Source organism: Natronoarchaeum rubrum, from assembly GCF_024494695.1.
In genome coordinates this window covers 338,493-358,141 of sequence record NZ_JANHDP010000001.1, presented here as the reverse complement: position 1 = coordinate 358,141, position 19,649 = coordinate 338,493, and the positions used below count along the sequence as shown (strand labels likewise).

Below are 19,649 nucleotides of genomic sequence, written 5' to 3'. Positions count from 1 at the left end.
CTACTCCTCGTCGGGGTCCTGAAACAGGGCGCCGAAGATGCGGTTCTCGGCGGTCCGAAGGTGCTGTGAGAACGTCGCCGGCGCGATGTCGAGCGACTCGGCGATCTCCTCGCCCGAACTGTCGCGGGGCCACTCGAAGTACCCGGCGTAGTACGCCGTCTTGACGACGGTGCGCTGGCGATCCGTCAGATCCTCGTGGAACGCCGACAGCATCCTGTTCGTCCCTGCGTCGTCGCGGGTCACCTGACGCTGGGCGCGCAGCTCGGCCGTCGGGTAGCTCTCCTGGACCACTTCGACGATCTGGCGCACGTCGGCGCCTTGCGGGAGCTGCACCGCGAGGTGGAAGTCACCGCCCTCGATCGTCGCCGCCTCGACGTAGCCGCCGTGGGTCGCGACGGCGGCCTGCACCGACGGCTCGCCGAACCGGATCTCGAAGCGGAGCCGTCCCAGATCGTCGTCGAGGATCCGGATCGACTCCCAGGCCGGGAGCGCGTCGACGAGCGCCTTCAGCGCGTCGTCGTTGCCCGCCGGCGTCGATCCGTAGGCGAGGTACTCGTCGCCGCCCGCCGGGACGACCTGTTCGAGGCGGATCTCGTCGTCCGTGCGCTCCTCGACGTCGAACTCGGCGAACACGTCCTCGACGCGGAAGTTGGCCTCAATGACCTCGTCGCTCAGCAGCGCGCGCTTGCGCTCGACGGCCGCGATGGCGTGCCCGACGATCTCGCCGAGCTGGCCGATCACCTGACGCTCCCGGTCGGCGAAGGCGTCGGGCCGATCCGCGTACACGTTCAGGACGCCGTAGATCGTCCCTTCGTGGACGATCGGAATCGCCGCCGACGAACGGGCGCCGCGCTCTTTGACGTACTCGCGCCACGGTTCGTACTCGTAGTCCTCCGCGACGTTGCGGGTGACCTGAATCTCGCGGGATCGGAACGCCCGACCCGTCGGGCCTCGACCCTGCGGATCGTCCTCGTCGGCCGTGATCGTGATGTCGTCGAGATACCCTTCGACGCCGGCCTCGGCGCGTAGCTCGAACTCGTCGGTCGCGGCGTCTAGCTCGCCGACCCACGCGAACTCGTAGGACGCCGAGTCGGCCAGCGCCTCGCAGACGGTGCGCTCGATCTCCTCGCGCGTCGACTGATCGATCACGGCGTCGGTGATCTTCCTGACGACGCCGTTGAGCTGGTTCAGCGCGGCGAGCTGTTCGCGGTGGCGTTCGAGCTGTCGTTCGCGGGCCTTGCGCTCGATCGCGTGGTACACCGAGCGGACCAGCAGGTCGGAGTTGATCTCGTCTTTCACGAGATACTCCTCGGCGCCGCGCCGCAGCGCCTCCAGACCGACCTCTCGGTCGCGTAACCCGGTGAGGACGACGATCGGGACCGTCTCGGTCCGGTCGACGACCCGCTCTAGGGTTTCCAGCCCCTGGCTGTCGGGCAGATCGAGATCCAGCAGAACGACATCACGGCGCTGCTCGTCGAGTCGTTCGAGACCGTCGGCGAGGCGGCTCTCGTGGATCAGCTCCAGCTCGTCACCCCGATCGCCGAGTTGCTGTTGGCCGAGTATCTCGCCGCCGGGATTGAGCTCCCGGTCGGACAGCTCGCGAGCGTCGTTCAGAATTTCCTCGATATATCGGGCGTCGCCCGGGTTATCCTCGACGAGAAGCACGTTCAGCGGTGACGCGTCCGTCATTCTTCCCCCGCGTTCCGCGTCGGCTCGACGTCCGGTTCCGGCGGCAGCTTGACGAGCGTGAACCAGAACTCCTCGAAGGACTGCACCAGATCGACGAACTCGTCGGGATCGACGGGCTTGGTGAGATACGCGTTCGAGTGGCGCTCGTAACTCCGAACGATGTCGTCGGTCGCCGACGAGCTGGTCAGCACGACCACCGGGATGTGCTTGAGGATCTCGTCGGTCTTGATTTCTTCGAGCACGTCCGTCCCGTCGATCTTCGGAAGATTCAGATCCAGCAACACGAGGTCCGGCGTCGGCGCCGAATCGTACTCGCCGCGCTGATAGACGAAATCGAGCGCCGACTCGCCGTCGCGGACGACGTGGAGATCGTTGTTGATCTTCGCCTCCGCGAACGCCTCCTCGGTGAGGCGCACGTCTCCCGGGTTGTCCTCGACCAGCAGGACGTCGATCGATTCGGCCGACCTGTGCTCAATCATCGGTGTCCTCTCGAGCGGGCACGCTAAAGTAAAACGTCGATCCCTCGCCGGGCGTCGACTCGACCCAGATATCGCCGCCGTGGCGCTCGACGATCCGCCGACAGAGCGCCAGTCCGATCCCGGTGCCGTCGTGTTCCTCCCGCGTGTGGAGCCGGTTGAACACCTCGAACACCCGATCGACGTGCTCGGGATCGATGCCGATGCCCTCGTCGCCGACCGAGATGACCCACTCCTCGCCGTCTCGTTCGGCGTCGACGTGAACCTTGGGCGGTCCGTCCTCGCTGTACTCGATGGCGTTGCTCAGGAGGTTCTGGAACACCTGCCGGAGCTGGCCGCTGTCGCCGTACACCTCGGGGAGCGGATCGGCCCGTATCTCGGCGTCGCTCTCGGCGATCATCACCTCCAGATCCTGGATCGCGTCCTCGTAGACGATCTCCAGATCGACCTGCTCGAACGGATCTCCCCGCGTCTCGACGCGAGAGTACTCCAGCAGGGCGTCGATCATCTCGCGCATTCGCTCGGCGCCGTCGACCGCGAACTCGATGAACTCGCGGCCGTCCTCGTCGAGTTCGTCGGCGTACCGCCGTTCGACCAGCGACAGGTAGCTCGACACCATCCGCAGGGGCTCCTGGAGGTCGTGGGAGGCCGCGTACGCGAACTGTTCGAGGCGCTCGTTGGACTTCTCTAGCTTTCGCCGGCGTTCCTTCCGTTCCGTAACGTCGCGGACGACACCGACTTCCTCGTGTCTCTCGTCGGTTTCGATCGTCGCGAACGTCCCCTCCGCGGGAATCTCGCCGCCGCCTTTCGTCCGGAGCGACGCCTCCATCGTCGGCTCGTCGTCGTCCCCGGTCGCGGCCGCCGACACCATCTCCCGCGAGTCCTCGATCGTCGCTTCGTCGACTACCAGGGACGCGTGTGCGCCGACGAGTTCCGCGGGGTCGTAGCCCGTCATCTCGGCGTACGCGTCGTTGACCATCGTGAAGTAGCCGTCCTCGTCTTTCACGTAGATCCCGTCCTCGATCGTCTCGACGATCGTCTCGTACTTGGTCAACTCGCGCTCCCTGGCCTTCTGCTCGGAGACGTCTCGCCCGATCCCGGCGAGGACGGTGTCGCCCGCGGGGTTCTCGACCGTCGTCGCCGAGAACTCGTAGGGGATCCGTTCACCGTCGCTCGTCACGAGATCGGCTTCGACGAGGACGCTTCCCTCCTCGAAACCGTCCGCGACCGCGGTCGCAATCTTCTCGGCGTCCTCCTCGAAGAAGTCGAGCGCGTCCATCGACGCGATTTCGGGGAGAGAATACCCCGTCACGTCGGCGACGCTCTCGTTCCAGCGCCGTAGCGTGCCGTCGGGGTCGAGTACGTAGAACAGGTCGTCGATCCCGTCGATCACGTCGTCGAGGTACTCGCTGTACTGTTCGAGGGCGCGCTCCTGTTCTTTCCGCTCGGTGACGTCGATCGCCATCGTCATCCCGGCGAACACGTCGCCGCGCTCGTCGGTGATCGGCACCGCCTGAAAGATCCACTCTCGGTCGGCGTACTCGAGTTCGACGGAACTCTCCTCGCCGTCCAGTGCGGACTGGAATGCGGGTTCGAGGGTGTCAGCGGTCTCGTCGTCCCAGGCGTCCCGAAACGAATTGCCCTCGAGATCCTCGGGGTCGACTGGGATTCGATCGAACCCCTGGCCCGCCGCCAGGGTGTACTCCAAGTCGTGATCGAACAGCGTCACGACGCCGTCGGGGAAGTGCTCTGCGAGCGTCCGGTACCGGCGCTCGGACTCCTCGAGTTCCCGCTCGCGCTCCTTGCGCTCGGTAACGTCGCGGAAGTACACCGACAACCCCGTCTCCGAGGGGTACGCACGGACCTCGAACCAGGCGTCGAGCGGCTCGGGGTAGTACTCCTCGAACGACACGGTCTCCTGATTCTCCATCGCGCGCTCGTAATGGGGTTTGAACAGCCGTTCAGTGGCTTCCGGGAACTGATCCCAGACGTACTCGCCGACCAACTCCCAATCCTCCGGGTTGATCAGCTGGTGCGCTTGCTCGTTGATGTGGGTGAACCGGAACTCCTCGTCGAGCGCGAAGAACGCGTCGGAGACGCGGCCGAACACCTCGCCGAGTTCGGACTCGAGTTCGTCACGCTGCCGGCGGAGCTGGCGCTCGCGGCGCTTGAGTTCGGTCACGTCCTCGCCCGCGACGACGACCCGATCGACCGACTCCTCCTCGGCGTCGAGCAGCGGGACGGCGTTGATGCGGAACCACCGTCGCTCGCCGTCCGGCCGGTCGATGGCTATCTCCTCGTCCGCGACGGGCTCGCCGCTCTCGAGCACTCGCGCGGCCGGAAGTTCGTCGGCCGAGATCGGCTCCCCCTCGGTGTCGTAGACGTCCCACTGGTCAGCGTCGTGGAGATCGCCGACATCGCCCGACTCGGGCAGGCCGAGCACGTCGCGTGTTCGCCGGTTCGACAGCACCGCCTCTCCGTCGCTGTCGTACACGGCGATCGCGACCGGTGCGGTTCGGAGCAGCTTCTCGTTGAGGTCGCGCTCGCGGCGCAGATCGCGCTCGCGTTCGCGGCGCTCGGTCATGTCGCGGGTCACCTTCGCGAACCCCTGGAGCGTGCCGTCGTCGTCCCGGACCGCCGTGATCGTGACGTTCGCCCAGAATCGCGACCCGTCGGCGCACACGCGCCAGCCCTCGTCCTCGACCCAGCCCTCTGCCATCGCGGCGTCGAGGTTCGCGGCCGGGACGCCCGCTTCGCGGTCCTCGTCGGTGTAGAACGTCGAGAAGTGCCGCCCCACGATCTCGTCCTGGGCGTACCCTTTGATTCGCTCTGCGCCTTCGTTCCAGGTGACGACCCGGCCGTCGGGATCGAGCATGAAGATGGCGTACTCCTCGACGGCGTCGACCAGCGAGCGAAAGCGCTGTTCGCTCTCCTGCAGTTGGCTCTCGTCGACGGTCTCCGACTCGGCGCGGAGGACGCCGACGCTCCCGCGGAATTCGCCGTCCTCCTCGACGAGCGCGATCCGGAGTTCGTCGAAGCCGGCGTCCGCGACGGGCGCGCTCGGCAGCAACTCCAGCGTCGCCGCCTCGCTCTCGTCGTCGCGAAGCTCCGCGACCGTCTCGACGGCGCGCGGGACGTCGTCGCCGAGGATCGCCGCGGCGTGCTCGCCCACGAGATCGCTGCGATCCTGGCCCACCGCGTCGACGACCGCGTCGTTCGCGTCGACGATCCGCGCATCGGCGTCGAACTGGACGAGCCCGTCGTCGACCGCGTCGACGAGCGTCCGATAGCGCTCCATTCTCACCACGTCGTTCGAGTTCCCCGGCGAAGCCGATCCGGCGAACCCCCCACCCTCGCTCATATAGATAGTAGTCGCCCCAAGAGCGGATAAAACTCGCGCCGGTGCCGTCGCCGTAGCGGTGTGCGGTCGACGGCCGGCGCTCGCCGTCGAGAACCGACAAAATGGGGGCTGTGCGGCCGTCTGCGGGGATCAGCCGCTCACTCGGTCGCTTGCTCGATTGCCTGATCCAGGTCGGCGACGATGTCCTCGGGATCTTCGAGGCCGACCGACAGGCGAACGAGATCCGGCGTGACGCCGCTGGCCATCTGTTCTTCCTCGGTGAGCTGCTGGTGGGTGGTGCTCGCGGGGTGGATGATCAGCGTCTTGGCGTCGCCGACGTTCGCCAGCAGGCTGGCGAGTTCGGTCGACTCCGAAAGCTCGCGGCCGGCCTCCTCGCCGTCCGAGAGGCCGAAGGTGATCATGCCGCCGTAGCCGCCGTCGAAGTACTCCGAGGCGGTGTCGTGGGTCTCGTGGTCCTCCAGACCGGGGTAGGTGACCCACTCGACCTCCGGGTGGTCGTCGAGGTGCTCCGCGACGATCTGGGCGTTGTCGGAGTGGCGCTGGACGCGCAGGGGCAGCGTCTCCAGCTTCTGCAGGGTGACCCAGGCGTCGAACGGCGCCTGCTGGTTGCCCAGGTCGCGCATCGACCGGGCGCGAGCGGTGAAGGCGAAGGCGGCCTCGCCGAACGTCTCGCGGAAGTTCAGCCCGTGGTAGGCCGGGTTGTCCTCGGCGATCTCCGAGTAGTCGCCCTCCTCCCAGGGGAACGAGCCGCCGTCGATCAGGACGCCGCCGACCGTCGAGCCGCTGCCGTGGATCCACTTCGTCGTGGAGTGCCAGACGAGGTCGGCGCCGTGCTCCAGCGGGTTGCAGAGATACGGCGTCGCGAACGTGTTGTCGACGAACAGCGGCGCGCCGTTGTCGTGGGCGATCTCGGCGACGCGCTCGATGTCGGGCGTCACGAGCGCCGGGTTGCCGATCGTTTCGAGGTGGACGTAGGCGGTGTCCTCGTCGATCGCCTCCTCGTAGGCCTCGTAGTCCAGCGTGTCGACGAAGCGCGTCTCGACGTTCCGCCGCGGCGCGGTGTGGGTGAAGTAGGTGTACGTGCCGCCGTACAGCGAGGACGCCGTTACGATGTTGTCGCCCGCCGAGGCGAGCGTAAAGGTCGCGAGGTCCAGCGCCGCCATCCCGCTCGACGTCGCGATGGCGCCGACGCCGCCCTCAAGCTCGGCGAGCCGGCTTTCGAGCATCGCGTTCGTCGGGTTCATGATGCGGCTGTAGATGTTGCCCTTCTCTTCGAGGGCGAACAGCGACGCGGCGTGCTCGGCGTCGTCGAACACGTACGACGTCGTCTGGTAGATCGGCGGCGCTCGCGATCCGGTGGCCGCGTCCGGTTCCTGTCCCGCGTGGACGCTCTGCGTGTAGAATCCTGGTTCGTCGTCGCTCATAGCAACCGAACCGTTTCGGCTCCGTGTAAATAAACCCTGACGCGAACCGGTGACGCCGGAGAACGACAGTTGCCACTATCTCGGAGCCGTCGGAGGTGCGGACGACTGGAGGCGGAGCGACGCGTCGCTACCGGCGTCGTCGAACGCGGCGATCGACGTTGTGGATCGGCACCCCGTCTATCGGTTCGATGCGCCGGCTCAGACCGTATCGATGGTGTCGGCCATCGGGGTTCGCTCGGCGTACAGCGAGTACGCGAGCGCGACGAAGCCGATCGCGGTGAAGACGCTCTGAACGGCGATACTGGTGAGCAACCCGGCGCCCAGCAACTGGTGGAGCCCGCCGCCGAAGAACGTCCCCATCGTGACCAGTCCGAGGCCGACGCTCAGCGACCGCAGCGCGGCGGAGTTGGTGCGCGCCGCCGCGCGGTGGGCGAGCGCGCTGATCGTCCCGCCGAACACGAGCGTCACCGTGTTGGCGATCACGATGATGGCCGAGAGGTGATCCACGTCGATCACCTCCGTCCGGGCCCGACTGTCGCGTTCGGTGATCGGTCCGTCGACTCCTCGCGCGCCGATCCGGGACGTCGATCGCCCGTCGACGCGGTGCGGCGGTCCGAGGGTCGGTGAGCTGGTGGCATATCTGGCAATACCTACCGGTTGATTCGACGGAAGAACACGTAAAGCGGCGTCGAGATTCCCAGTCGTTGAGAACGAGCTACTGTTCGATCTCCGGTTCGAGTTCGCTATCGGCGTCCGGCAGATCCGAGACGAACCGCTTGACGACGCGCTCCTCGGCGCGGTGGAGCGTCTCGCTGCACGTCGACTTGGCGCAGCCGACGGCCTCCGCCAGATCGGTCACCGAGCACCGACGCGGCGTGTCGTAGTAGCCCCGCTCGACGGCTTCGACCAGCAGTTCTCGCTGGCGATCCGTCAGCAGCCGGGAACTATCGACGCGCTCGCGGACGAACTCCACCTCGAAGTCGAGTCCGAACGTCTCCAGTTGCTCGCCCAGCACCGAGAGCCGGTCGCGCGAGGCCGTCACGTCGACCGACGCGTCGCCGTCCTGGATGTCCATCGGCAGTTCGATCGGGACGCCGGACTCGCGGGCCGAAAACAGCAAGAGCGGCCGGGTCGTCTCGAACTGGACGAGAACCCGATCCTCGCTGCCCTCGAGGATGTCGACCGAGGTCAGCACCTCGTGGGCGTCCATCCCTTCAAGCACCGCGGCGGGGTCGGGCGCCGTGATCCGGACCAGCCCGAAGCCGGCTTGCTCGCCGGGCATCGCGGCGAGCACTCTGAACGTCGCCTCGGGGAACTCCGTCGATACGTCCTTGATCCACGTTCCGTCGGGAAGCGTGACGGTGAGTCGTGCCTGTGTCATGGGTTCGTCGCTGCGGGCCGCTCGCTTCGCGCGTCGATCCGTCGTCTCGAATCGCTCCGTCGTCTCGCGCTAGTCCGACCCAGCGGGCATCGCCGCGGACGCCGAAGCGTCGGTCGCGCCGAACGTGTTCGGGGCAATTCGGGTAGCGCGTCGGCCCGAACGATCGGGTATGGAAACGCTCGCAGACCGCGCCGTGGAGGCCGTCGACGCGCCGGCGTCCCGACCGCGGGAGACGCTCGACGTCCGCAACCTCGGGCCGCCCAAACCACTCTCGGAGACGCTCGAACTGCTACCAGAACTCGACGACGAAACCGTCCTCGTGCAGGTGAACGATCGCGCCCCGCAGCACCTGTACCCGAAGCTCGACGATCGCGGATACGTTTACGACACCGTCGAACTCGACGACGCGACGGTGACGGCGATCTGGCGCGAGGACTGACGCCGCCGGCCCCGCTGCGGTCTCTCGCTGCGCGGTCCGTCATCGCCCGAACGTAATTGTGCCGAACACTAAAGGCCACCCGCCGTTCCTGCTCCGTGAGAATTGATCGGCCAGCCGTCGCCGCGCCGCTCCGGCGTCGATCCGAGGGTGCCGGCGCCCAACCGAGCGCCGCTGTCGACCCGAGGATGCCGACACCGATCCGAGCGCCGGCGTCAGTCCGAGGGCGCGGGCGGCGCGGACGGTTCGCCGGCGCGCTCGGCGTCGGTGAGATAGCACTGCGGGTCGGGCGCGAACGGATCGTCGTGTTCCGCGAGCGCCCGCAGCCGCGAGCCGCCGCGACAGATCTCCTGGTACTGGCAGTCCGCGCAGCGGCCCTTGAGGTGTTTCTCGCGTTCGCGGAGCCGGGCGAGCAGCGGGTTCGACTCGTCCTCCCAGATGTCGCCGAACGATCGGTCGCGCACGTTGCCGAGGCTGTACCCCTGCCAGAACTGCGTGAGGTGGACGTCGCCCTGATAGTCGACGTCGGCGACGCGCTCGCCGGTCGGATCGCCGCCGTTGCGTCGCAGGTACCGGTAAATGCTGTCGGCCCGAGCGTCGCCGAGTTCCTCGCGCGCGTACTCGACGAGGAACCCCGCGTCGGCGTAGTTGCCGACGAGCAGCGTCTCGATCTCCTCGCCGCGCTCGCGGTACTCGCGGGTCATGTCGCAGAGCCGGCGCACCGCCGCGCGGCGCTCGTCGGTCGAGAGGTCGACGTCGCTGATGTCGGCGCCGCGGCCGCCGTAGTCGAGGTGGTAGAAGCAGAAGCGATCGACGCCGACGTCCGACAGCAGGTCGACGACGCCCTCCAGATCCTCGGCGTTGTGGCGGGTGATCGTGTAGCGCAGTCCCGTCTTGAGGCCGACGTCGAGACACGATCGGATGCCGTGGACCGCCTCCTCGAAGGCGCCATCCTTGCCCCGGAACTCGTCGTTGCGCTCGGGGAGCCCGTCGACCGAGACGCCGGCGTACGCGAGCCCGGCGTCCCGGAGTTCGCGGGCGCGGTCGCGATTGAGCAGGGTGCCGTTCGTCGACAGCACGGGTCTGAGCCCGCGGTCGGCGGCGTACTCGACGAGCTCGGGCAGGTCCTGGCGGGCGAGCGGCTCGCCGCCCGAAAACAGCACGACCGGCGCGCCGTAGTCGGCGAGATCGTCCAGCAGGTCCTTGCCCTCCTCGGTGGTCAGCTCGCCGGGCGCCGACGCCGACTCGGCGCCGGCGTAGCAGTGCGCGCAGCGGAGGTTGCACTGCTTGGTGACGTTCCACACCACGACCGGTCGGCGCTGCTTTCGCTCGGTGATCTGGGGCTTTTTCGACTCGCCGGCGGCGTCGTAGCGCAGCCCGTCGCCCTCGGCGTCGAGGTCGCAGAGCAGTTTGCTGATCGAGATCATTCGTCCCACTCGTGCTGGCGGCGCTCGGTTCCGGACTCGGGCGTGGCGTCCTCGCGAGCTTGCGAGTGAGGGCTCGAAGCGCTATGCGCTTCGGCGTCCTCGCCGGGCTCGCCCAGCGAGTGCGTCGAGAAGCGGTGGATATCCGAGGACTCGCAGACCCAGACGTCGTCGGCGAACCAGCCGAACAGCCGGCTGGCGTGCTCGTGGGCCTTCTCCGGCGTCGGCGCGCTGACGCTGCCGACGTGGCGCATGACTCCGCCCGGGCTCTCCTGAGCTTGCGACGGAGAGCTCGAATCACTACGTGATTCGGCGTCTTCGCGAACGAACACGTCCCACTCGGGCAGCGGGTCGCCTCGCGGTTCCTCTCCCACGCGAGCGCGCGTCGACTTCTCCAGCTGCGTCGATCCGTCGTCCATGTGGGGTCGAACGAACCCTCCTTAAATATCGGTCGCGCTCGGTTTCAGAATCTGGGAACGGAAGGGGGCTACATCAGACGGGATCGCAAAGTTGCGCCGTAGACGACCGCGCGGATCACGAACAGGAGGGCATCACAGTGCACGTAGACACCGACCGCCGACCGCTCGTACTGATCTGGGAACTCACGCAGGCCTGCGAGCTGGCCTGCGACCACTGCCGGGCCGACGCCGTGCCGGACCGGCATCCGGACGAACTGACGACCGCGGAGGGAAAGCGCTTGCTCGACCAGACCGCCGAGTTCGCGGAGAACCAGCTGATCGTGCTCTCGGGGGGCGACCCGCTCAAGCGCGACGACCTCGTCGAACTCGTCGACTACGGCACCGACGCCGGGCTGAACGTCTCGCTGACGCCCAGCGGCACGCGATCGCTGACCCGCGACCGGCTGGCCGACCTCGCCGACGCCGGGCTCAAGCGCATGGCGCTTAGCCTCGACGGCGGCTCGGCCGACACCCACGACGCGTTCCGCGGCGAGGCCGGCAGCTTCGAGGAAACGGTCCAGGCCGCAGAGGACGCCCGCGATCTGGGCATCCCCTTACAGATCAACACCACCGTCTGCACCGAGACGGTCGACCGGCTCCCCGAGATCCGCGATCGCGTCCGCGAGTTCGGAGCGGTGCTCTGGAGCGTGTTCTTCCTCGTCCCGGTCGGCCGGGGCGCCGCGCTCGATCCCGTCCCGCCCGAGCGCTCCGAGGACGTGATGGCGTGGCTCCACGGCGTCGCCGACGAGGAACCGTTCGGCGTCAAGACGACCGAGGCGCCCCACTACCGCCGCGTCGGCATCCAGCGCGCCGAGAAGGAGGGCGACGGTAGCGGGGACGCGAGCGGCCGCCGACGCCGCGGCGGTATCACCGCCGGCGACGGGTTCGCGTTCGTCAGCCACGTCGGCGAGGTGTACCCCTCGGGGTTCCTGCCCGAGTCGGCCGGCAACGTCCGCGACGAGTCCGTCGTCGACATCTACCGCGACGCGGAGCTGTTCGAGCGCCTGCGCGACGCGGACGAACTGCGCGGGAAGTGCGGCGCCTGCCCCTACCGGAACGTCTGCGGCGGCAGCCGCTCGCGGGCGTACGCGACGACCGGCGACCCCCTCGAAAGCGATCCGCTCTGCCCGTTCGTCCCCGAGGAGTACGACGGCCCGCTGCCCTGGGAGCGCGCCGACGCGTAGCGCGATCGCGGCTCGCCGACCCGGTCGGCGACGGTCGGCGAAAAACTACTGCGGGGCCGGGAACCGACCAGACATGCCTACCTACGCCGCTGCCGTCCCGGACCACGATGGGGAGGTGGCGCGTGACGGACGCGCTGGCGATCGGCCAGCGACCGGACGTATGGGCTCGGGAAGGAACAGCCCCGGCCCCGCGTACTGCGGGATTTTAACCGATCGACCGTCGGTTGCGTCAGGACGCTCACAGCGAGACCGAATCCGATAAGGGTCGTCGTGAGTAGTGTCGATCAATGCGAGTCGAACAGTTAGGCGAGGGGGAGCCCGAACTGGCGGTCGTCGGGGGGATCCACGGCGACGAGCCGTCCGGCGTCGACGCCGTCGAACATCTGATCGAGGCGTCGCCGCCGGTCGAGAAGTCCGTCCTGCTGGTGATCGCCAACGAGCGCGCGATCGAGGCGGGAGAGCGCTACCTCGACGCCGACCTCAACCGCTCGTTCCCCGGCGATCCCGACTCCGAGGCCTACGAAGAACGGCTGGCTCACGAGTTGAGCGAGCGCCTGGCGGGGACGACGGCGTTGGCGATGCACGCGACCCAGTCCCACCCCGAGCCGTTCCTCGTCGCCGACCGGGTCGACGATCTCGTCGAGCGCCTCGGTCGGACGTTGCCGGTCGATGCAGTCGTCGACACCGGCGAGTTCATCCAGGGCCGGCTGTTTCGGTCGGTCCGAACGGTCGAGATCGAAAGCGGACTGCAGGGGTCCGAGGAGACTTCCGCCGCAGCGATCGGGATCGCGGTCGCGTTCTTAGAGGAGATGGGCGCGCTGTCGGAAGAGACGGCTGACGACCTCCGCGAGCGGTTCGGCGTCGCATCGAGTTCGGCGTCGGAGTCGGTTCCCGTGTTCCGGCTGACCCGCTCGGTGCCCAAGACGGGGACCGGCGATCATCTCGTCTCGGCGAACAACTTCGAGCTCGTCGACGCCGGCGATCGGTTCGCGAGCGCCGACGGAACGCCGATGGTCGCCGACGAGTCGTTCTACCCCGTCTTGCTCTCGGCCGACGGGTACGACGAAATCTTCGGCTACGCGGCCCAGAAGATCGCGGAGCTCCCGAGGGAGCGCCCGGAAAACGCGGAGTGACGCCGTCACTTCGCTTCGATCGTGACGAGCCCTCGCTCGCCGACGAGCGGAGCTCATCGAGCATCGGCTCGGCTTCGCCTCGCCAAGACGCTACCGCTCGCGAGGGCGCCGCGGAGCACAGCTCCGCGAGCCCTGCTTCGGCTTCGCCGCAGCAGGACGCCGAAGCGCGTTGACCGTCGAGCTACGTATCGAGCAATCAGTTCTCGTCGGGCGCGAACTCCACCAGCGTCAGGTCCCGATCCAGCATGCAGTGGTCGTGTGGCGGCTCGCCGACGATCTCGTCGATCCGGCGCTCCTCGTCGAACTCGACGCCGTCGGGTTCGCAGAACTCGTGGCTCGGGCACTCCGTGTGCGGACACGGCCCTTCGAGGCTGACTTTCGAGCCCGCGTAGGCGTTCCGCGCCGAGACGTTCGCCCGAACCGGCGCGGGTTCGACCTCGACGGCCGTGACGCCGCCGTCGTGCATCGCGCAGTCGAGCACCTGCGCGTTGTCCCGCACCGTCGTCACCTCGTACTTCGTTCCTTCAGAGAGATTCAGACACTGGCTGCGGTACGGACAGCCCTCGCAGCCGCTGGCCTCGCCGTGGTAGACGAACTCCTCTCCCAATTCGGCGAGCCGCGTTCCGATGAGCGTCACCTGCCCCATGCGTTCGCGTAGCGATTCAGCGCGGTTACGCTTTTCGGGGCACTGGATGTCCGAAGTCGAACGTGACCGGCCCTGTCGAAATCCGGGTTCTTCGATCTCTCGTCGTCGGAATAGCTGCTAGATAGATATACATACTGCTCGCCGGTCGTTCTGTCAAGAGCAAGTGATGTTCGCGGTACCTTGTTGAACAGAGAGCGCGTATCGCTCACTGACCAGTCACCGTCTGACTACATCCAAGAGCGACTGATCGAGTGAGTGTACCGGCCAAATGCTCCGATATATGTGTCCGGTCGGTTGATCCGTAATAACAGAATATACTAGCCAGCTCTTCGTTTGCCAGTACACGAATGGTAGGTGGCACAGGTGGTGGGATCGGAGGGGCGATCTCCGGGAACATTCTGAAGTATTACTTATACAAATCGACGAAAGCGGTCGAATTCTATCGACCCGTCATGTATCTCTTCTTTCTGGCCCAGGGTCTTTCTTTCACACAGATTGCAATTCTGGAGGCGATCTACAACCTGACGACGCTGTTCGGAGAGATACCGACCGGCTACGTCGGCGACCGCGTCGGACGACGTAACAGTCTCCTCGTCGGAACGTCGCTCATCTCCGTGACGCTTCTCGGCATCGGCTTGTCGAGCTCGTTTCTCCCGCTGGCGGGCCTCTACGTCTGCTGGTCGCTGGGTTACAACTTCCGCTCCGGGAGCGAAGACGCGTGGCTCTACGACACGCTCACCGACGATCTCTCGGAAGACGAGTTCGCTCGCGTACGGGGGCGCGGAGAGTCGGCGGCGTTGGCCGTCGGAGCCGTTGCGGCGATTCTCGGTGGGTATCTCGGCAGCATCGACCTCTCGTATCCCTGGTTCGTCGCCGCGGGCGTGACGAGTCTCGGGGTCGTGGTGCTGCTCACGCTCGACGAACCCGAGACGTACAAGGAAACCGCGACCGAGGAGTTGAGCCTCCGCCGGACGGTCCGTATCGTGAGGGATGTCCTCGCTCGTCGTCGTCTGCGAGCGTTCTTGCTCTACTACTACGTTCTGTACGCCGCGGTCACGTACCTCGTGTTCGTCTTCCTCCAGCCGATTTTCGAGACGGTGGTTCTCGACCTCGGCGTCCCGCAATCGCAAGTCGAAGCCCTGCTGGGATGGTTCTATGCGGCGTACAGTCTCGTCGGTGCGGTGCTCAACTACTATACGGGGGCGATCAGGGAGACGATCGGGCTGCGGATGTGGTTTCTCGTCCTCCCGTTCGCCGTCGGTGGCGCGTTGATCGGGATGTACCTCCTGCCGGTGCTTGCGCTTCCGACGTTCCTCTTGATTCGAGGGGTCTCGGACGTCACGCGATCGTTTGCCGGACAGTACATCAACGATCGGGTCGAGACGCTCGGTCGCGCCACTGTTCTGAGCGCGATGGCGATGGTCAGCGGTCTCGCCGTCGTCCCGTTTCAACTCGGGAGTGGCGTCGTATCCGACGCCGTCTCTCCGCTGTTCGCACTGGGTGTCGGTGGTGTCGTTCTCGTCGTCGGGGCGGCGGCCATTCTCCTCTGGGAGGTTCCGATCGGCGATGGATCAGTTCAATACTGAGTTCCGCGCTAGCCCGGTCACTCCGAACGTTACGGATCGAAAGCAGTTCAGATGCTAGATTCACCCCCTGTATCTAACAATCGGCGGGACTAGTCCGGGCAGTGGCTGAGGGATTCATCAGAGCAACGTGCCGTGTAGCGACCGCGACCGACGACACCGAGACTCCCAATTCCCGGAGACGGTCGCATTGCCGGCTCACCGCGGACTAGCCCTCGTCGCGGGGGGTTCGGTGCACCCGTGTGGTTATCTGGATAGAGCGCCAACCGGATGCCACGCCGATGTTGGGCTACGCCTGTTTGAATCGGACGCTGAGAGAGCACGAGCCCCCGCTGCGATGCAATCGCGGAATGCAAAAGAAGACCTGGGAGTCACGGGGTCTCGACTACGCATCCGAACTCGCGTTGCAGAACTTCTCCGACCTGTACGAGATCCTGCGCTGGAACGTCGACCACGACATCTACTTCTACCGCTGCACGTCCGATCTGGTCCCGTGGAACTCCGAGTTCGAACTGACCGACCTGCCGGACTACGACGAGATCGAACGGATTGCGGCCGACTGTGGTCGGCTTATCCGCGAAAACGGCGTGCGATTCACGTTTCACCCGAGCCACTGGTGCAAGCTCGCCAGCGAGTCCGCCGAGACCGTCGAGAACTCCCTTCGAACCCTCGAAGTCCACGGCGCGTGGCTCGACCTGTTCGGCCTGCCTCGGACGCCGTACTACAGCATCAACGTTCACATCGGCGCCCACTACGGCGACAAGGAGGCGACGGCCGCTCGCTTCCGGGATGCCGTAAACCGTCTCTCGCCCGCCGCCCGCGAGCGCCTGACGGTCGAGAACGACGACAAGGAAGGACTCTGGAGCGTCCCCGAACTGGTCGAGGCGGTCGCGGAACCGCTCGGCGTGCCCGTCGTGTTCGATTACCACCACCACCTGTTCACGAGTCGAGGACGCACGTACAGGGAGGCCTTCGAACTGGCCGCGGAGACGTGGGGCGACGTGCGGCCGATCGCACACTACTCCGAGCCCGCACGGCTGTACGGGGAGGACGCACGTCCACAGGCGCACGCCGAGTACGTCTCGACGGTACCCGACTGGCTGCTCGACGGCGCGGACGTGATGCTCGAAGCCAAGTCGAAGGAGCGAGCGTTGCTGCGATACCGAGACGGAACTGATCCGATCGTCAGCACGTCGTAGTTGGGGGCGGGGGTCAGGGCGTCAGTTTGCGTTCTGTCCCTACTCTCGACCGGTCAACTCGTCGAGCTTCTCGAAGTACTCCTCGCGGGGGATCTGATACAGTTCGCGGTAGTCGACATCGCCGTCGGCGAACCGCTCGGCGAGGGTGACGGCCCCCGCGACGGCGTCCGAACGGTCCTCGTAGCTGTCGGCCGAGCGCTCCACGTCGGGTTCGAGATACAGCGTGACGTTCCACGCCGTGCCGGACTCGACCGGATCCGATCGGGCGGGACGCCGAGAGGGGCGCCCGCTCGTCAGGTAGATCGTCGGCATGCACTCGGGCGGAAACGCCTGCGAGTCGAACACGTCCGGGCGGTAGGCCAGCACGCTCCGCCCGTCGGGCTCGTCGTTCCAGACCACCCAGTCGTCGGGCAGGTCGTCGTAGTCGGTCACGGGCGGGAGTACTCGGCGGGGCGTCAAAAGCGGTTCGCGACTCGCCTGTGATCGCGTCGAGGGCCTACTGCTTCGCCCAGTCGACCATCCGGGCGTACCGGTCGTGCGTTCGCAGCGCGTCCGCGTCGCCGACCAGCACCAGCGAGCGCTTGGCCCGCGTGAGCGCGACGTTCACGCGGCGGTAGTCCTCGAAGATCGGGCTGTCGAGGTCGTCGGTCGCGACGAACGAGACGATCACGACGTCCTTGCTCGACCCCTGGAACCGGTCGACCGTGTCGACCGCCACGTCCTCCGGAACGCGCCGGTCGATCTCGGCGACCTGCGCGCGGAACGGCGCGATCACGGCGATCCGGTCGCGATCGATGCCCGCGCTCGCGAACTCGTCGATCGCGTCGGCGACGCGCTCGGCCTCGACGGCGTCGGTGTGGCGTCCGGCGTCGCCCTCGACGTCGAGCATCGCGACGCGATCTTGGAGGTCGGCGGGGAGGGCGTCTACGTCGACGCCGTCGAAGTCGCCGAGGCTTCGACCGGCGACCTCGGGCGTGGCGGGCCGCAGCTCGCCGTCGTAGAACTCCCGCGAGGCAAAGGCCTGGATGCGCTGGGCCATCCGGTACTGGCGGTCGAGCATCACCGACGCCGCGGGGTACTCGTCGATCATGCGCTCGAACAGCGACGTCGAGAGCTCGGTCTCGCTCCTGACGACGGGTGGAAGCTGGTGGTGGTCGCCGACGAGCACGAACCGGTCGGCGAGGTTGATCGCCGCCAGCGTGTTCGGCTCGGTGAGCTGGGACGCCTCGTCGACGACGGCGGCGTCGAACGACTGCTCGCTCATCACTCGCGAGCCGCAGGTCGCGGTGGTGGCGGCGACGACCGGCGCGTCCTCCAGTTCGGCGGCGCGCCCCTCCGGGCTGTCGTCCGGATCGTCGGGGTCGGCGCGCTCGTCGAGCAGCAGATCCCGCATGTCCTCGCGGACGCCGCTTTTCGTCCCCACGCGAACGATGTCCTCGAACCCTTGATCGCGCAGGGCTTCGAGCGCGTTGTCGACCGCGCGGTTCGTGAACGCCGATAGCAGCACGCGCTCGCCGCGCTCGACCATCGCGCGAACTGCCCGGGCGATCGTGTACGTCTTGCCGGTGCCCGGCGGGCCGTGGATCAGCGCGAGGTCCTCCGCGGTGACGGCCTTCCGCACCGCTTCGTCCTGGGCGTCGTTGTTGTCGATGAACGTCTCGGACGTGCTTCCGAATTCGGGTTCCGTGCGCCCGAACAGCACGTCCTTCCGGCGCGGGTCGCCCTTGAGCACGGCGTCGTGGAGCGCGGTCAGCATCCGGTCGACCGAGAGCTCGGAGGGGTAGACGTCAATCCGGGAGAACTCGACGGGCTCGTCGGTCGTGACGACGATCTCGTCGGCGCCGAGCCGTTCGACGCGCCCGAGTTCGGCGTGGCCGTCGACCGGATCGCCGTCGCTCGCCAGCACCACGTCGCCCTCGCGGATCTTCGAGACGGCGTCGCCCGAGCGCTCGGCGCGCAGCTCCCAGCGACCGCCCGGAAGCTCGGACTTTCCTACGAAGTCGAGCCCGATCACCGCGCGGTCGTCGTCGGCCCGCTCGGCTGCGGTCTGTTCCCAGAGCTTGGCGTACTCGGCGTGGACCGTCCGGCGCTCGGTCTCTAAGAGTTCGTAGAATCGCTCGAAGTACTCCTGTTCCTCGTCGGGCACGGCGCGGCCGATCTGACCGGCTTTGGACTCCTGATCGAGCCGCCCCGAGACGACCATGCAGGCGTCCTGCTCGAAGCAGTACTCGCACTTGGCGTCGGCCTCGTGGCCCGTCGGGACGCTCATGCCGTGTTCCATCGCCGCGATTTCGTTGCGCGCGCGGACGACGAAGTCGCGGAGCCCCGGCCCGATAGAGAACTCCTTGGCCGGCGAGAGATCGCCCGTCGCTTCGCCGCGGTCGAGCGTCGTGTTCTTCGTGTAAAGCAGCGTTCCGGTGTCGGCGGGGACGCCCTTCTCGTGGAGCATCAGGCCGTAGGAAGCGGCCTGGATCTTGTCCTGGAAGCGCGGGTCGCGCTTCGTGTTCTTGCCGGTCTTGAGTTCGACGGGCATCCCCCGGCGGATGGCGTCCGCGCGACCCTTGATGCCGAAGCGGTGGCTGATCAGCAGCTGCTCGCTGCGCCACTCGTCCTCGTCGGTCAGCGTCCCCTGGGCGAGCCAGCCGTCGACCGCCGCGGCGTTCTGTCGCACCTCCTCGGCGACGGCGTCGGCCTCCCGGCCGAGCAGCCCGAGCTGGAGGCCCGCATCGGCGACCCGGTCCTCGACGGCTTCGTCGAGATCGCGGCCCCGGAGCAGGTCGCCGAACACCTCGTGGACGACGGTCCCCTTGACGACGGGGTAGTTCAGCGGGATGCCGGAGATCTTGTTCAGGTAGTACATCCGCGGGCACTGCACCCACGAGCGGACGTCGGTCACGTCGACGAGGAAGGATGGCTCGACGACGACGTAGGAATCGCCGGTCGTCGCGTAGCGCTCCTCGCCGTCGTAGTCGTCGCGCTCGGCGTCGGTGACGGTTAGCTCCATTCCCGACTCGACGTACTCGGCGGTCTCTGCCCACTTGCCCCACAGTGTGACGGTCACCGGCTCGAGATCGGCTTCGCGGCGGACCTGCAACTCGACGAGGTCGCGCTCGCCGTACTGCGTGGAAATCTCGCGCACGTCGCCGACGTCGACGACCTCACCCCTGATCTGCACGCGCTTGGGTCGGTCGCCCGCGGCCAAAAGCACTCGGGTTGCGGACTGTTGGCTGCTTTGGACCGCTCCCGTCACCTGCG

At 67.1% G+C, this 19,649-nt stretch carries 16 protein-coding genes; 5 read left to right on the top strand and 11 right to left on the bottom strand.

The features are described from left to right. The 6 genes from NO931_RS01915 to NO931_RS01890 form a co-directional block, all read right to left on the bottom strand. Positions 1-1,689 (bottom strand): bacterio-opsin activator domain-containing protein, encoded by a 1,689-nt coding sequence (locus NO931_RS01915; RefSeq protein WP_256390932.1) that lies wholly within the window; start codon positions 1,687-1,689, stop codon positions 1-3. Continuing rightward, positions 1,686-2,168: a response regulator gene (locus NO931_RS01910; protein WP_256390931.1), complete on the bottom strand. Its 483-nt coding sequence runs from the start codon at positions 2,166-2,168 to the stop codon at positions 1,686-1,688. The genes NO931_RS01915 and NO931_RS01910 overlap by 4 nt, the downstream gene beginning before the upstream one ends. Beyond that, positions 2,161-5,526, bottom strand: coding sequence for a PAS domain S-box protein (locus tag NO931_RS01905; RefSeq protein WP_256390930.1), 3,366 nt, complete (start codon positions 5,524-5,526; stop codon positions 2,161-2,163). Before NO931_RS01905 ends, NO931_RS01910 begins: the two co-directional genes overlap by 8 nt. Before the next feature lie 137 nt (positions 5,527-5,663). Next, positions 5,664-6,950, bottom strand: a complete 1,287-nt coding sequence (locus NO931_RS01900) for an O-acetylhomoserine aminocarboxypropyltransferase/cysteine synthase family protein (RefSeq protein ID WP_256390929.1) — start codon at positions 6,948-6,950, stop codon at positions 5,664-5,666. Between the two features lie 198 nt (positions 6,951-7,148). Beyond that, complete coding sequence (locus tag NO931_RS01895; protein ID WP_256390928.1) at positions 7,149-7,457, bottom strand: DUF7521 family protein; 309 nt, start codon at positions 7,455-7,457, stop codon at positions 7,149-7,151. A 208-nt stretch (positions 7,458-7,665) separates the two neighbouring features. After that, a complete protein-coding gene (locus NO931_RS01890; protein ID WP_256390927.1) occupies positions 7,666-8,331 on the bottom strand; it encodes a helix-turn-helix domain-containing protein in 666 nt (221 codons plus the stop codon). Positions 8,332-8,500: 169 nt separating this feature from the next. On the opposite strand from NO931_RS01890, the gene NO931_RS01885 reads away from it, so the two are divergent. Continuing rightward, entirely contained in the window at positions 8,501-8,770 is a 270-nt protein-coding gene (locus tag NO931_RS01885) for a DUF2249 domain-containing protein (RefSeq protein WP_256390926.1), read from the top strand. Positions 8,771-8,982: 212 nt separating this feature from the next. Here NO931_RS01885 and NO931_RS01880 read toward each other — a convergent pair whose 3' ends face one another. Further along, complete coding sequence (locus tag NO931_RS01880) at positions 8,983-10,194, bottom strand: TIGR04347 family pseudo-SAM/SPASM protein (protein WP_256390925.1); 1,212 nt, start codon at positions 10,192-10,194, stop codon at positions 8,983-8,985. After that, entirely contained in the window at positions 10,191-10,610 is a 420-nt protein-coding gene (locus tag NO931_RS01875) for an Htur_1727 family rSAM-partnered candidate RiPP (protein WP_256390924.1), read from the bottom strand. Before NO931_RS01875 ends, NO931_RS01880 begins: the two co-directional genes overlap by 4 nt. A 131-nt stretch (positions 10,611-10,741) precedes the next feature. Between NO931_RS01875 and NO931_RS01870 the strand changes: the two genes are divergently transcribed. Together NO931_RS01870 and NO931_RS01865 are read left to right on the top strand one after the other, a co-directional pair. Further along, a complete protein-coding gene (locus NO931_RS01870) occupies positions 10,742-11,833 on the top strand; it encodes a TIGR04053 family radical SAM/SPASM domain-containing protein (protein ID WP_256391379.1) in 1,092 nt (363 codons plus the stop codon). A 287-nt stretch (positions 11,834-12,120) separates the two neighbouring features. Continuing rightward, positions 12,121-12,966: a M14 family metallopeptidase gene (locus NO931_RS01865; protein WP_256390923.1), complete on the top strand. Its 846-nt coding sequence runs from the start codon at positions 12,121-12,123 to the stop codon at positions 12,964-12,966. Between the two features lie 196 nt (positions 12,967-13,162). Here the strand turns inward: NO931_RS01865 and NO931_RS01860 are convergent, their stop codons facing one another. Continuing rightward, entirely contained in the window at positions 13,163-13,612 is a 450-nt protein-coding gene (locus NO931_RS01860) for a UPF0179 family protein (protein ID WP_256390922.1), read from the bottom strand. 347 nt (positions 13,613-13,959) lie between these two features. Here NO931_RS01860 and NO931_RS01855 point away from each other — a divergent pair, with 347 nt between their 5' ends. Then, complete coding sequence (locus tag NO931_RS01855) at positions 13,960-15,198, top strand: MFS transporter (RefSeq protein WP_375142016.1); 1,239 nt, start codon at positions 13,960-13,962, stop codon at positions 15,196-15,198. Between the two features lie 278 nt (positions 15,199-15,476). Next, positions 15,477-16,394 carry a UV DNA damage repair endonuclease UvsE gene (uvsE, locus tag NO931_RS01850; RefSeq protein ID WP_256391378.1) on the top strand — a complete coding sequence of 306 codons (918 nt, stop codon included), beginning with the start codon at positions 15,477-15,479 and terminating at the stop codon, positions 16,392-16,394. A gap of 39 nt (positions 16,395-16,433) precedes the next feature. Here the strand turns inward: uvsE and NO931_RS01845 are convergent, their stop codons facing one another. Both NO931_RS01845 and NO931_RS01840 read right to left on the bottom strand, forming a co-directional pair. Beyond that, the gene (locus NO931_RS01845) at positions 16,434-16,826 is read right to left on the bottom strand and encodes a DUF5820 family protein (RefSeq protein WP_256390920.1); all 393 of its coding nucleotides are present in this window, start codon (positions 16,824-16,826) and stop codon (positions 16,434-16,436) included. A gap of 64 nt (positions 16,827-16,890) precedes the next feature. Further along, positions 16,891-19,569 (bottom strand): AAA domain-containing protein, encoded by a 2,679-nt coding sequence (locus NO931_RS01840; protein WP_256390919.1) that lies wholly within the window; start codon positions 19,567-19,569, stop codon positions 16,891-16,893. Positions 19,570-19,649 lie beyond the last annotated feature (80 nt).

Excerpts from the sequence above, each read along its gene's own strand:
- NO931_RS01915 (WP_256390932.1), bottom strand. The coding sequence starts at position 1,689 with ATGACGGACGCGTCACCGCTGAACGTGCTTCTCGTCGAGGATAACCCG.
- NO931_RS01910 (WP_256390931.1), bottom strand. The coding sequence starts at position 2,168 with ATGATTGAGCACAGGTCGGCCGAATCGATCGACGTCCTGCTGGTCGAG.
- NO931_RS01905 (WP_256390930.1), bottom strand. The coding sequence starts at position 5,526 with ATGAGCGAGGGTGGGGGGTTCGCCGGATCGGCTTCGCCGGGGAACTCG.
- NO931_RS01900 (WP_256390929.1), bottom strand. The coding sequence starts at position 6,950 with ATGAGCGACGACGAACCAGGATTCTACACGCAGAGCGTCCACGCGGGA.
- NO931_RS01890 (WP_256390927.1), bottom strand. The coding sequence starts at position 8,331 with ATGACACAGGCACGACTCACCGTCACGCTTCCCGACGGAACGTGGATC.
- NO931_RS01885 (WP_256390926.1), top strand. The coding sequence starts at position 8,501 with ATGGAAACGCTCGCAGACCGCGCCGTGGAGGCCGTCGACGCGCCGGCG.
- NO931_RS01880 (WP_256390925.1), bottom strand. The coding sequence starts at position 10,194 with ATGATCTCGATCAGCAAACTGCTCTGCGACCTCGACGCCGAGGGCGAC.
- NO931_RS01875 (WP_256390924.1), bottom strand. The coding sequence starts at position 10,610 with ATGGACGACGGATCGACGCAGCTGGAGAAGTCGACGCGCGCTCGCGTG.
- NO931_RS01865 (WP_256390923.1), top strand. The coding sequence starts at position 12,121 with ATGCGAGTCGAACAGTTAGGCGAGGGGGAGCCCGAACTGGCGGTCGTC.
- NO931_RS01860 (WP_256390922.1), bottom strand. The coding sequence starts at position 13,612 with ATGGGGCAGGTGACGCTCATCGGAACGCGGCTCGCCGAATTGGGAGAG.
- NO931_RS01855 (WP_375142016.1), top strand. The coding sequence starts at position 13,960 with ATGGTAGGTGGCACAGGTGGTGGGATCGGAGGGGCGATCTCCGGGAAC.
- uvsE (WP_256391378.1), top strand. The coding sequence starts at position 15,477 with ATGTTGGGCTACGCCTGTTTGAATCGGACGCTGAGAGAGCACGAGCCC.